The sequence below is a fragment of the Paenibacillus sp. FSL H7-0737 genome (assembly GCF_000758545.1).
Lineage (GTDB): Bacteria > Bacillota > Bacilli > Paenibacillales > Paenibacillaceae > Paenibacillus_AQ.
Map to the genome: position 1 here is coordinate 1,042,620 of NZ_CP009279.1, position 13,501 is coordinate 1,056,120.

The following is a 13,501-nucleotide window of genomic DNA, read 5'->3' on the forward strand; positions in this document are numbered from 1 at the left end:
GATTATTGTTAGGCGGACACTACGATTCGGAGTATTAGCGGATCGAGTGTCCGTTTTTTTGTTTTCGTTCGTTGCATTATTTGACAACAGAAACTTTTTTTCGACATTTTATTCATGATTTTATTTAAAAATCATCACACTATTCGCCTTTCTTACCGATAAAAATAGATAGTTAGTAAGATCATGTGAAGGCGGAGTGCAGATGAAGAATATGAAAGTGAAATTCAAAATTGGGATTCTATTGGTATTTTCTGTAGTCATGTTGAACATTGTGGGGGTAACTGGCTTTATCACCATGGACAAAATGGCTCAAAAAACAACAGAGACGTATAATGAAAACTTGTTGCCTGTTTCTTACGTGGGACAAATGCGTACAAACAATCGGGCCATTGAAGCTTTTCTCTTGGAGCGCTTGATGAGCGTTGATGTAAACAAGAACAAACAACTGAAAGAGAGCATTACGGAGAAAGTTCAGGAAAATAATAATCTTTTGAACAAGTTGAAGACCGTCCAGTACAATGATAGTGCGGTAGTGAATAAAATAAAGGAATATGAGTCCTCCTTAACAGACTATCGTGCACAAAGAGATAATATTATTCAGGTTGCGGATAGCAAAGGTAGTCAAGAGGCCTTTCAAGTATTCACAGGTGAGTTTAGTAATTCTCGTGAGAAAATGATCAATATGCTTAAAGGAATAAGCGATTCGCTGCTAAAGGGAGCTGGAGATCATAATTCAGAGTCTACGGCTACCGCTAAGAGCATGAAGACTAAAAGTATAGTGTTGATATCGTTCTCTTGGATCATTTGTATCGTGCTTAGTGTTGCAATCATTCGACTGATTACGAAACCTCTTAAGGAACTGCAAGGTTTAATGAAGCGGGCGGAAAATGGGGATTTAACCGTCACAGCAACATATACCGCTAAGGATGAAATCGGCCAAATTAATAGCTCATTTAACAATATGCTGGAGAGCTTACGGAAGATGATGCAAGGCATTGCGGAGAGTGCAGAATTGTTATCAGCCTCATCGCAAGAGATGAGCGCTAGTGCTGAGCAGACCTCGTTGGCTTCGCAAATGATCGCCGAAGCTTCTGGAGAGATTGCAGCGGGGTTTGATGAACAGACGGAAAGCATTAATCGTACTTCTCAGTCTATACAAGCTATGACCAATAATATTTCGGCCGTAGAAAGTAGCAGTTTTGAAATGTCCGATCTTATGGGAGTCGCTTCTGGTTCAACAGATCAAGGGGTAATCGCCGTAGATAACATCATTGAACAGATGAAGGAAATCGACTCCGGCGTAACTCAGAGCCAAGAGATTATTAGTAACCTTGGGCAGCTGTCTCAGGATATAAATACAATTATTACTACGATTAACGGAATCGCAACACAGACGAACCTGCTGGCGCTTAATGCTTCTATCGAAGCAGCGAGGGCTGGAGAACATGGACGTGGCTTTGCTGTAGTTGCCGGAGAAATTCGGGGTCTTGCAGAAGCGACGCGAAACAGTTCACTGAAAGTAACGGATATTATTACGCATATTCAAAAGCAAACTGAAAGAGCAGTAGAATCAATGGCTTTCGGCTCCGAGCTAGTCTCTCACGGCGTAGCTCAAAGTCAGCTCGTATCTCAAGCGTTTCATGAGATTCAAAGTTCTATTAAAGAAGCTACGCTGCAGACGGAAGAGATTAGAGAGGCGGTTGCACATGTCTCCTTAGAGTCACAAGGTGTAGCGGCAGCAATGGAACAGGTCAATGCAATATCCAATAAAGGGGCAGTGGGTGTTCAGGACACCAGCGCAGCTAGTCAGCAGCAACTGTCTGCTATGGAGGAAATGTCCGCATCAGCTCAGTATTTAGCGGTGCTGGCGGAAGATCTGCAGAAGACTTTAGCGCGATTTAAATTATAACGCGAAATGAAAAAAAAGGACGTCCCAGAGCCATTTAGGCTTTGGAGACGTCCTTTTGTGTGTTATTGAATGGAGTTAAGCATACCAGCCCCATACGAAGATGAAGAGCGTACCAAAGATCGTAACTAAGCCAACGAATAAGGCATAGGCGATATTGATGTAGAGTTCTTTCTTGGTATCAGCTGATTCTCCAATATGCATGAACAGGAAGAGCTGCAGGGAAGCCTGAATGAGCGCTGTAATAAGCAGGATAGCCATGTTCGCACTATTAGATAGATCAAGGTAGATTACAGCAAGTGCAGCCACAGAAAGGACAAGAGAGGCTAAGAAACCCATCACATGGCGAATTGGAAACAGTTGCTTCATCATGCTACATCAGTCCTTTCAGATAGATGAAACTGAAAATAAAGATCCAGACAACGTCCAAGAAATGCCAGTACAGCGAGAAGATAAAGGATTTATTGGCCGTAGCCGGAGTAATACCTTGACGCTTCAACTGGATTAAGATAGCCGCACCCCACAGGAACCCGAACGATACGTGAGCTCCGTGTGTTCCCAGCAGTACAAAGAGACTGGATAGGAATCCGCTGGTTTGAAGTGTAGCCCCTTCGTGAACATAAGTGACAAACTCCATGATTTCAATACCAAGGAAGCCGAGACCCATTAGTAGGGTTAGTCCGAAAAAGACCATCATAGCTTTCTGGTAACCATGCCGCATAGCATGAACTGCAAGACCGATCGTAAATGAGCTTGTCAACAGCAGTAATGTTTCGATCATCACGGGACCAATTTCAAAAAGGTCCGGCCCGCTAGGGCCGCTGGCAAAACGGTCTACCATTACAAAGTAAACAGTGAACAACGTAGCGAACAGTGCAATCTCTGCTCCTAGAAAGACCCAGAAGCCAAAGATTTTATTACTATTCTCTTCTGTTGAGTATTCAAGCGGCTTAGACGCATCTATTTTCATATTGTCTCACCCCGCAATTTCTTTTCAGTAGCAATAACTTCTTCTGCAGGGATGTAGAATCCATGATCCCGATCGAAGGACATAGCAGCTAGAACGATGAGGATACCTACTCCAGAGAGAATGGCTGGAATCCAGAGACTGAATACCAGAGAGAATCCTGCAATGAAGAAGATAACACCCAGAATAAATGGTTTGCCTGAATTGCTAGGCATATGAATCTTAGTAATCTTATCTTCGTATAGAGGTACGTTGTCTTGTTTAGAGAACCAGTAGGCATCGCGTGTTTTTACGGTTGGAACCACTGCGAAGTTGTAAGCTGGAATCGGACTTTTCGTTGCCCACTCCAGTGTACGTGCATCCCATGGATCTCCATTTGTATCTCTTGGTTCATAACGTGTACTCCAGTAGATGTTATACACCAGAATTACAAATCCGACTGTAAGACCTATCGCCCCTATGAACGAGACCATACTGAGCGGACCAAATCCGGTATCCGCAGAATAAGTGTATTGTCGACGTGTCATTCCCTTAAGTCCGAGAAGGAACAGTGGGAAGAACGATACGTTAAAGGAAATAATAATCCACCAGAAGGCATGTTTACCAAGGCGTTCGTTCAAACGGAAGCCGAATACTTTAGGGAACCAGTAGTGGAAACCTGCGATAACGGCGAATACAGCACCTGGAATGAGAACGTAGTGGAAATGCGCTACCAGGAACATTGTATTATGGTACTGATAATCGGCGCTGGCCATGGCCAGCATGACACCTGTTACCCCACCAATCGTAAAGATCGGGATAAAGGCTAGCGAATATAGCATCGGCGTCGTAAATGATATTCGCCCTTTTCGTAAGGTGAATAGCCAGTTAAATATTTTCACACCTGTTGGAACAGCAATGGCCATGGTAGTAATCGAGAAGAAACTGTTAACCATAGCGCCTTGACCCATTGTATAGAAATGGTGAGCCCATACTAAGAAGGACAAGAGGGAGATGATCAACATACTAAAGACCATGGATGTATATCCATACAGGTTCTTTTTGGAGAAGGTGGCGATAATTTCACTATAAATACCGAAGGCGGGTAGTACAACGATATATACTTCTGGATGTCCCCATACCCAGAAAAGGTTGGCCCATAACATATCCATACCGCCGTTGGCCATCGTGAAGAATTGAGAGCCGAATAACCGGTCGAACATCATCAAAGCGAGCGCAACCGTAAGCACTGGGAAAGCGAATACGATAATTACGTTCGTGATTAGCACGGACCATGTAAACATTGGCATTTTCATCAGCTTCATACCAGGAGCACGCATCTTCAGAATCGTTACAATAAAGTTAACGCCTGTGAGGAGTGTACCGATACCTGAAATTTGTAGCGCGAGCGAGTAGTAGTTGTTACCCACCGTTGGGCTGAACTCTATACTTGCTAGTGGGAAGTATGCAGACCAACCAGCATCTGGTGATCCCCCGATAACAAACGAAATGTTAAGCAGCATTGCTCCGAAGAAGAAGAGCCAGAAGCTGACAGCGTTAAGACGTGGGAAGGCAACGTCTCTGGCACCGATTTGTAGCGGTACGATAACGTTCATCAGACCGATAATAAACGGCATGGCCATAAAGAGGATCATGATCAAGCCGTGTGTTGTAAATACCTCGTTGTAATGCTGTGCGTCAAGAAATTTCATATCTGGGGCTGCAGTTTGCAGCTTCATCATAATAGCGTCAACGCCGCCGCGGAAAAGCATTAGTAGCGCAGCAAGGATATACATAACCCCGATACGTTTGTGGTCAACGGTAGTTAACCATTCGCGCCATAAATATCCCCATTTTTTAAAATAGGTTAGGCCGACGATAATCCCGATTGTAGCTAAAACAATACTTGCCATAGCCCCGTAAATCAGGGGTTCGCCATGGACCTTAAATTTATCCCAATCCATTAGGAATCGCTCCTTTCAAGTTGCTCAATTAACATGGACTAATGTCCTTCATGTGTAGTGCTCTGTTCATCCAGTTCTGGATTAGGTTCACTGTTAAATTCTGTCTCGCTAGATGGTGCAGGAGACGGATGAATTTCTTTATTATCCTGATGTTCCATAGTTCCATTATCCATATCCATTTCTTTACCATTATTACTCATATGGTCGCCATGGTCTCCTGGAGGAGGGCTAAAGGATAAGTGAGTGTTGGTGTATGTTTTGCGTCCGACATATTCCATTTTCAAAAGATTTTTGAATTCGTCTTCGGTTAATGGAGCTGCTGTTTCTTTAACGTCTTTTACCCATTCTTGATAGTCCTTATCAGTCATCGCAAGGGCTTCGAACTCCATGTGGGCAAAACCCTTACCATTAAAGTTCGCATTTCTTCCGGTATAGGAACCTACAGTATCCGCTGAAAGATGCAGAGTGGTAAGCATGTCACTCATCGCATATTTCTGTCCTCCCAATTGAGGGATCCAGAGACTTGAGATCGTACCGAAAGAGTACAATCTGAACTCAACAGCGCGGTGAACTGGAATGTTCACGTAGTTTACGGTTTCAATACCTTCCTCAGGATAGCTGAAATGCCATTTCCAGTTGGAGGAGGAAGCGTAGATTACAAGCGGTTTCTGATCTTTATAATCCGCTGCAACGTTTTCTACATCTACTGTCGTTTTGACAGTGACCACGGAGAGGAATGCCACGATAATAATCGGGATTGTAATCCAGATGGCCTCCAACCATTTGTTTCCTTCCTCGTGAGGAGGAATATAATCTTCGTTACTTTTCTTAGCGCGGTACTTCAAAAGTACAAAGACATATAAGATGTAGACAACTGCTAGAACACCGAGCATCACAACAATGGAGAGGATGATCGTGTCAGACAGAGTTCTCGCAGCCGGCCCCTTCGGATTCAGAACAGCGATTGAACTGCATCCTGGCAAGAGTAAAATTAGGCTGAGAAATAAAGCGTATAACGGTCCCTTTTTGTTCATGCTTAAGCTCCTTCCTTCAATACTTCTATTAATTAACCCTCATCATTACCTTCATATATAGTAAGAACTAATGAGAAAGAAAGCAAAAGACTTATTTTTCCATCTAAGCCATAATAGACCTTAATAATGGCGATCAAGTTAAATATGTGTGATCAATTTGTTACAAGTTCCTAATGATATGATAAAGATCACTGTAGCCACGCTGTTTAATGGTTATTTATTTCTGTTCAAACTTTGTTCAATAATTTACTAAAGTTGCTAATTTGGACACATCTATTTTGTGCAAAAGGATTGGAATTTAACCATTTATTGTTGGTGTGACAGGATTTGGCCGAAATCCGTATTTGATGATTTTTGTCGAAATATCTGCAAGCCTTAAAAAGGGTAACAAATTATTCTGTATTAAGTTACAATCTCTCAAATTTCTATCTATTAATCTATGATAATGTTATAGGTAAATATACGAGATGGGAGATTTTTTGAGATGTTTAAAAAGAAAGTGTGGCTATTATTTATAGTATTATTCGTATGTACGGGCTTGGTACGAGAGATAGATACAGTGAATGCTGCGGGTGCAGGATCCCTGAAATTAGGGGTGAACGATAAATTAACTAAAATTGATGCAGTGTCGATAAAGGATACATATTATGTTTCGCTGCGTGACTTGTCACTAGCACTGAATCTGAATCTTACCCTTGAGGGTGTTGGTATTCATGTTCAAGGGAACAACGGTTCCATTGAACTGCTGAATGATCACGCAACAGCTCTTCTCCCTAATGGAAAGACTATCCCGCTGAAAACATTTGTGGAAAATGGTAGAACGATGGTTCCTGTGAAGATGACCTCTCATCTTGGATTTTCAATTTCGTTTAAGCCAGCTCAATCTTTATTAAGAGTGTATAATTCCGGGGCTAAATTAGACGATGCTGCATTCGTGAATCAACATAAAAAGGATTTGCAACAAAATGTAACTACAGGGACGACAGGCACAAAGGGGAAAGTTGTATATCTTAGCTTTGATGATGGCCCATCCGCTACAACCTCCCAACTACTTGATATCTTGGCGAAGTATGATGCGAAGGCAACCTTCTTCATGTTAGGAAATAACATGAACGCACACGCGTCTCAAGTGAAACGCTTAGTGAAAGATGGACATGCACCTGCTTTGCACGGCATGACACATGTGAAAGATAAATTTTATGCTTCTCCAGCTTCTGCGTTGAAAGAGATGAATGACGATAATGCAATTCTGAAGAAGATTACAGGTCAAAGTACAACGCTGATTCGTACACCTTATGGTAGTAAGCCTTATTTAACAAAAGCTTATAGAGATAAGATACTAACTCAAGGGTACCACCTGTGGGATTGGAACGTTGACTCTGAGGATTGGAGATATAAGAACGATAGTAATTCCATCTATAATACAGTTATGAGAGAAGTTCATAGTCTGAAGAAGAGCAGCCCAGTGATTCTAATGCATGATCAAAAGGCTACACTTAAAGTTCTTCCACGCATCCTAGAGGCGCTGAAGAAAGAAGGCTATGCGTTTCATATTATTACTTCAGATATGGAGCCTAACAATTTTTGGAACGATAAGCGCTAAATCTGATAGTGAAATTAAATCATTCATATTGTTGAGGCGGCAGATTTGATCTGTCGTCTTTTTTTTGTTGTCTGAAATCTTTGTAGATTTGACACATGTAGACTTCTCTAATCTATCGACGTAGTTAATTTGTCATGTTATCATGATACTCTGATAACGTATTAGCGAACTAAAGCACACAGCACTGTGTCAACGATGGGGGATAAAAGAGATGAAGAAAAATGCACTTTTAGTTTTATTTATGATCATGGTTATTGCAGCTTTATCAGGCTGTTCGTCTTCTGGGAGCAAGGATGGAAAGCTGGTGATTGGGATTGATGATAAGTTCGCTCCGATGGGCTTTAGAGATGAGAATAATGAAATTGTTGGGTTTGATATCGACTATGCAAGAGCTGCAGCTGAGAAAATGGGCAAAGAAATCACTTTTCAGCCTATTGACTGGTCAGCTAAGGAGTCGGAACTGAATAGTGGGCGCATTGATATGATTTGGAATGGTTATACCATCACAGATGAACGTAAGGAAAAGGTGTTATTCACTAAGCCTTATCTTGAGAATAGTCAGGTAGTAGTCGTATTAGCGGATTCCACTATTTCAAAGCTTGAGGATTTGGCGGGTAAAGAGGTAGGACTTCAAAGTCTATCCTCCGCTGCCGATGCTTTAAATGCTAATCCGATTAAAGACCAAATTGCTAATCTGTCGGAATTTCCTGATAATGTGCTAGCGCTCACAGATTTGAAGACTAAGCGCCTGGACGGTGTAGTCATTGATGAAGTGGTAGCCAGATATTATATGTCAAAAGAGCCTAATACCTTTAAGCTACTAGATGAATCGCTTGCTCCTGAGCAGTACGGTATTGGAATTAAGAAAGGCAATGAGGCACTACTGGAAGAACTTCAAAAGGCTTTGGATGAAATGAACAACGACGGAACGGCTGAGAAGATCTCCACGAAGTGGTTTGGTGAGAATAAGGTATTGAAATAGAAGGTCAATATACAGAGTTTATTGGAGAAATGAAAATGGATTATATAATACAAATTTCCGGGCCGATGTTAGAAGGCGCGCGTACAACTATTTTATTGTTTCTTATTGTTATTTTGGTGTCGATTCCGCTCGGGTTCCTAGTCACTTTGATGGCGAAGAGTGTGATCAAGCCCGTGGCTTGGATTGCACATACCTATATCTATGTCATGCGGGGAACACCACTTTTACTGCAATTGTTATTTTTTTGCTTTGGTTTACCACAGATTCCGGTGATCGGGGAATATCTGGTCATGGACCGCTTCGTTGCGGCGAGTCTTGGGTTTATTCTTAACTATGGGGCTTATTTCGCGGAGATCTTCCGTGGGGGTATGCTCTCCATTGATAAAGGGCAGCATGAAGCAGCCAAAGTACTCGGACTGAGTAAATGGCAAACGCTGCGCAAGGTAATTCTAGCTCAAATGTTTAGGGTAGCTTTGCCAGCCGTGGCAAACGAATCGATTTCCTTGGTCAAAGATACGGCTCTACTGTATGCCGTTGCTGTACCTGAGCTACTGAACTATGCCAAAACAGCAGTGAATCGAGACTTTACTGTAACCCCCTTTGTAGTGGCGGGAGTGATTTACTTACTGATGACGCTGGTGCTCACTTTATTCTTCAAAGCACTGGAGAAACGTTTTAAATTCGAGTAGAGGGACTGTCTGAATATGAGTAACATGATAGAAGTAAGTGATTTACAGAAATCCTTCGGCAAATTGGATGTGTTGAAGAAGGTTAGTTTCAATATCCAGGCGGGAGAAGCCGTCGCTATTATCGGGCCTTCAGGTTCAGGTAAGAGTACGATGCTGCGTAGTCTAGTACATCTAGAGGAAATTACGGGTGGAAGCATCTTCATCCAAGGTAAGCCGCTTGTGGAGAATGGAAAATACGCTAGTGGAGCAAGTATTCGTGAGATCACAGCGTCCATGGGAATGGTATTTCAACACTTTAACCTATTTCCACATTTAACGGTGCGAGGCAATCTAGAGCTAGCTCCAAGGATGTTGAAACGGGAGAGCGTGAAGGAGATTACGGCTAGAAGTGAGAACTTACTTTCTAAGGTAGGACTTGCTGAAAAAGCGGATGTGTATCCTGCAAAGCTGTCGGGTGGACAAAAGCAACGGGTTGCTATTGCGAGAGCATTAATGCTCAACCCTGATATTCTATTGTTCGATGAACCCACTTCCGCGCTTGATCCTGAACTCACGGGCGAGGTACTACGCGTCATCCGTCAACTTGCTGAGGAGAATATGACGATGATTGTTGTCACTCATGAGATGAACTTTGCTCGTGATGTGGCTGATCGTGTGATTTTCATGGACAACGGTGAGATTACGGAGTCTGGAACACCAGAGCAGATTTTTGATCATCCACAGCAGGAGCGCACTCGAATTTTTCTGAATCAAGAGACGAGAGTATGAATACCGCCTCAGGCTAATAAAGTGTCTATTTATGAGAAAAAGTCCCCACAGTTTTTTATAACTGTGGGGGTTTTTGCGTTGACATAAAGATTAAACTGTATTAATAATAGTAGTACAGTTAATACACATCATCATGAACTAAGGGAAGACAGTGAAAGGAGGATGGTTATGTTCGAATTGGACGTTCGCAGTCGCAAGCCGATTTATGAGCAGCTGACCGATAAGGTCAAGGAGATGATTTTACATGGCATTTTGCAGACTGATGAACAACTGCCTTCGGTAAGGACATTATCCCAGCAGCTAACCGTGAATCCTAATACGATTCAGAAGGCTTACCGTGAATTGGAACGTGAGGGGTATATCTATTCACTGCAGGGGAAAGGGAGTTTTATAGCCCCAATGAAAAAAGAACAGAATGAGATAAAAAAAGCCGAAGTACGTACTGAGTTGCTTAGACTGATGGCGGAAGCGGTATACCTTGGGTTCACCGCAGCTGAGATTAGTTCATTGTATGAGCAAGTGGAGAAGCAGAGAGAAGGAGGGGAAAGTGATGATTGAGATTCGAGGCGTCAGTAAGTTATTTCAAGGGGAGAAGGCAGTAGACGATATCTCTTTAACAGTACGTAAAGGGACGATTTATGGGCTGCTCGGCTCTAATGGCGCGGGTAAAACTACGCTGCTGAAGACCTTGGCAGGCATTTACTCTCCAGATAAGGGAACCGTGAAGGTGGAGGGTGAAGCGGTATTCGAACACCCGACGACTAAGCAACGGGTTATTTTTATGCCGGATTCTCCTTACTTTTTCCCGCAATCCACCATGCTGCAAATGGCAGCCTTCTATCGCTCGATCTATCCGAGTTGGAATCAGAAGCGTTTTGAAGATTTGGGGACCGTCTTTCAGCTCGATAAGAAGCGGAAGCTTAGTCGTTTCTCCAAAGGGATGCAGCGGCAAGCGTCATTCTGGTTATGTTTAAGCTGTATGCCAGATGTACTTATTATGGATGAGCCGATTGACGGGTTAGATCCGGTAATGCGACGCCAGATCAAAAACCTGCTATTTCAGGAGGTTGCTGAACGCGAGCTGACGGTAATCATTTCTTCACATAATCTTCGTGAGATCGAAGATCTGTGTGATCATGTTGGGATTATGCATGGTGGGAAGATGCTGATTGAGAAAGATCTGGATGATCTTAAGGCGGATACACATAAGATTCAAGTGGCCTTCCGAGATGAACGGCATGAAATTCCGTTAGCAGCGAAGCTGCAAATATTACATCAAGAACGCCGGGGGAGCGTGAACCTGTACATAGTAAAAGGGGATCGTGAGCGAATTAAAGCGGCTTTTCAAGTGTACGAGCCATACGTATTCGATTTGCTTCCATTAACGCTAGAAGAGATCTTTATTTATGAAATGGGGGATGTCGGATATGACGCGCAGCCGATACTACTTTAATAGCAGTATTATTCGCCAGAACTTCCGCCAGCATGGCTGGATAGGGATTATATATGCACTTGGCCTAATGTTCGCACTTCCATTGCAGCTGTTCATGAGTATCGATCCAAATGCAAAACCGCAGGAAATCGATCATTTATTCCGCATCTCTGGTAATGTGCAAGCATTGTTTATTATTACGATCCCTGTTGCTGCTGGACTCTTTTTATTCCGATACCTTCAGGCAAAATCTCCATCAGATCTATGGCATAGCCTGCCTTTACGCAGAGAGCATTTATTTACGGCTCATCTGACAAGTGGACTTACCTTACTGTTGGTGCCGGTTTGGTTAACTGCAGGGGTGGTTGCGGTTGTTAAGCGATGGAGTGGTAATTTTTATATTTTTCAGGGCGCAGATATTTGGCAATGGTGTATCACAGTTAGTATTCTGACTTTATTCCTCTTCTGCTTTAGTGTTTTTGTGGGAATATGCACGGGCCAATCTATTCTTCAGGGAATTATCATTTATATTTTGCTTATTCTTCCTGTTGTACTGATTTCATTAATCAATAGCCATTTAGTCATGTATCTTTATGGTTATGCAAATGCAAATGTAAACTTCCGAGATTCTAGTTTGCAGATGTGGTCTCCGTTTGTTCATATCGTGTATTATTTTACCGGCAAACCATTCACCAATACAGAATTATGGATTTATGGGGTATTGGCACTTCTATTTATTGGGTTGTCCTATCTATTATACCGTAAACGTAATACGGAAAAAGCGGGTCAGGCTATTGCTTTTGGATATTTCAACCCGCTGTTTAAAGCAGGGGTTATGTTATGTACTATGCTTATTTCCGGGAATTATTTTGCACAAATGAAGCAACAGCAAATGGGCTGGGTAATTAGTGGATATGCCATTGGAGCCATTATCGGCTATGTTGCTGCGGAAATGATTATTCGGAAAACATGGCAGATTATGACGCGTAAAGTGTTAGCAGAGTTTGCGGTTTATGCAGTAATGCTGGGGTTACTTCTGTATATCCCGATATCTAGTGTTACCGGGTATGAAGCTAGAGTACCTTCCGGTGATAAGATTAGTGGTGTGTATATGGGATCTAACTACCGTTGGTATACCCCCACGGATGATTTGTACACTACTACACCCTATATGGGGCAGGACCCTTTTTCCGATGATAAAGATTATATAGAAGCTGTCCGTAAACTTCATCAAGCGGTAATTGCGGTACGTCCAGAACATACCTCACAACAATACGCTTATGAATATTTTACCATCGCCTATCAATTGGAGAACGGTCACAAGCTAGTGAGGGAATACTGGATCCCTAATAAGGGGTTTGAATCAGAGCTCAAGGCGGTTAAGGATACCGAAGCTTACAAGTATGAAAAGTATAATTTAGCTCTCTTAGACAAAGACCTGGATTATATGTGGGTTACTAACAGGAATAAAAAAGTAGCCATCTCTGATCCTCAGGAAATTTCAGAGCTAAAAGAGATTATCAAACGCGAAATTTCGAATATGTCCTACGAAGTACAGATAGATAAGGACGGGAAACCTGATGTGGCTGGTATCCAAACAGAGGTAAAGGCAAAAGAGGACAGCAACCAAGTTTCTTCGAGTTATGGTTATTATTATCCGTGGAAGTCTTCTTTCCATGAGCTTGAAAAGTGGATGAACGAAAAAGGCTATGCCGATAAAATACGAACAACCGCTGAAGATATACAATCGGCAGAGATTGTAAAAGATGGTTTTATGGATAAGCAAACACCTAAGAATCCTACGAGTCCTGAACAAAGAGTAGTGCTTGCACGTGAAAAGAATCGTACAGTTGTTACGAAGGATAAGGCACTATTAACGGATATTTTAGATCATCGTTTCAATTATGGAGTCGAGAATGGCAACTACATTGTGAAGCTGCTGTATAAGGAGGGTTATAGTGATTTCGTTATGTTAAAAGCGTCCGATATGACGGCTGAATTGAAGGTATTGCTGAAATAAGCTAAGAATAAGGTAAGTAAAAGATTACAGAAAAAGACTACTGGTTGACAGAAACTGGATAGTTGGATTATGCTTTTGGAGATATGTTAAGGATGAAATGGTACTGAATAAAATATAATTTGACTTGGGGGTAAGGACAGATGAATAACAATATGAA

At 42.2% G+C, this 13,501-nt stretch carries 12 protein-coding genes; 8 read left to right on the forward strand and 4 right to left on the reverse strand.

Going from position 1 to position 13,501, the window contains the following annotated elements; translation table 11 throughout:
- Positions 1 to 202 precede the first annotated feature (202 nt).
- On the forward strand, positions 203 to 1,909 hold the full coding sequence (locus H70737_RS04525) for a methyl-accepting chemotaxis protein (RefSeq protein ID WP_042185106.1): 1,707 nt from the start codon (positions 203 to 205) through the stop codon (positions 1,907 to 1,909).
- 75 nt (positions 1,910 to 1,984) lie between these two features.
- On the opposite strand, the gene qoxD is transcribed toward H70737_RS04525, so the two are convergent.
- The 4 genes from qoxD to qoxA are packed head-to-tail and all read right to left on the reverse strand — an operon-like array spanning position 1,985 to position 5,850.
- The gene (gene qoxD / locus H70737_RS04530) at positions 1,985 to 2,278 is read right to left on the reverse strand and encodes a cytochrome aa3 quinol oxidase subunit IV (RefSeq protein WP_179281646.1); all 294 of its coding nucleotides are present in this window, start codon (positions 2,276 to 2,278) and stop codon (positions 1,985 to 1,987) included.
- Between the two features lies 1 nt (position 2,279).
- A complete protein-coding gene (gene qoxC / locus H70737_RS04535; protein ID WP_042185108.1) occupies positions 2,280 to 2,876 on the reverse strand; it encodes a cytochrome aa3 quinol oxidase subunit III in 597 nt (198 codons plus the stop codon).
- A complete protein-coding gene (gene qoxB, locus H70737_RS04540; RefSeq protein ID WP_042185110.1) occupies positions 2,873 to 4,816 on the reverse strand; it encodes a cytochrome aa3 quinol oxidase subunit I in 1,944 nt (647 codons plus the stop codon). Before qoxB ends, qoxC begins: the two co-directional genes overlap by 4 nt.
- Positions 4,817 to 4,854: 38 nt before the next feature.
- Positions 4,855 to 5,850: a cytochrome aa3 quinol oxidase subunit II gene (qoxA, locus tag H70737_RS04545; RefSeq protein WP_042185112.1), complete on the reverse strand. Its 996-nt coding sequence runs from the start codon at positions 5,848 to 5,850 to the stop codon at positions 4,855 to 4,857.
- 484 nt (positions 5,851 to 6,334) lie between these two features.
- Between qoxA and H70737_RS04550 the strand changes: the two genes are divergently transcribed.
- The 7 genes from H70737_RS04550 (at position 6,335) to H70737_RS04580 (ending at position 13,344) form a co-directional block, all read left to right on the forward strand.
- A complete protein-coding gene (locus H70737_RS04550; RefSeq protein WP_052404162.1) occupies positions 6,335 to 7,453 on the forward strand; it encodes a polysaccharide deacetylase family protein in 1,119 nt (372 codons plus the stop codon).
- Between the two features lie 211 nt (positions 7,454 to 7,664).
- Positions 7,665 to 8,435 carry an amino acid ABC transporter substrate-binding protein gene (locus tag H70737_RS04555; RefSeq protein WP_042185114.1) on the forward strand — a complete coding sequence of 257 codons (771 nt, stop codon included), beginning with the start codon at positions 7,665 to 7,667 and terminating at the stop codon, positions 8,433 to 8,435.
- 29 nt (positions 8,436 to 8,464) lie between these two features.
- Positions 8,465 to 9,124 carry an amino acid ABC transporter permease gene (locus H70737_RS04560; protein ID WP_042185116.1) on the forward strand — a complete coding sequence of 220 codons (660 nt, stop codon included), beginning with the start codon at positions 8,465 to 8,467 and terminating at the stop codon, positions 9,122 to 9,124.
- Positions 9,125 to 9,139: 15 nt separating this feature from the next.
- The gene (locus H70737_RS04565; RefSeq protein WP_442950248.1) at positions 9,140 to 9,892 is read left to right on the forward strand and encodes an amino acid ABC transporter ATP-binding protein; all 753 of its coding nucleotides are present in this window, start codon (positions 9,140 to 9,142) and stop codon (positions 9,890 to 9,892) included.
- 168 nt (positions 9,893 to 10,060) lie between these two features.
- Complete coding sequence (locus H70737_RS04570; RefSeq protein ID WP_042185120.1) at positions 10,061 to 10,450, forward strand: GntR family transcriptional regulator; 390 nt, start codon at positions 10,061 to 10,063, stop codon at positions 10,448 to 10,450.
- Positions 10,443 to 11,345, forward strand: coding sequence for an ABC transporter ATP-binding protein (locus tag H70737_RS04575; protein ID WP_042185122.1), 903 nt, complete (start codon positions 10,443 to 10,445; stop codon positions 11,343 to 11,345). The genes H70737_RS04570 and H70737_RS04575 overlap by 8 nt, the downstream gene beginning before the upstream one ends.
- Positions 11,320 to 13,344, forward strand: a complete 2,025-nt coding sequence (locus H70737_RS04580) for a hypothetical protein (RefSeq protein WP_042185124.1) — start codon at positions 11,320 to 11,322, stop codon at positions 13,342 to 13,344. Before H70737_RS04575 ends, H70737_RS04580 begins: the two co-directional genes overlap by 26 nt.
- Positions 13,345 to 13,501: the final 157 nt, after the last annotated feature.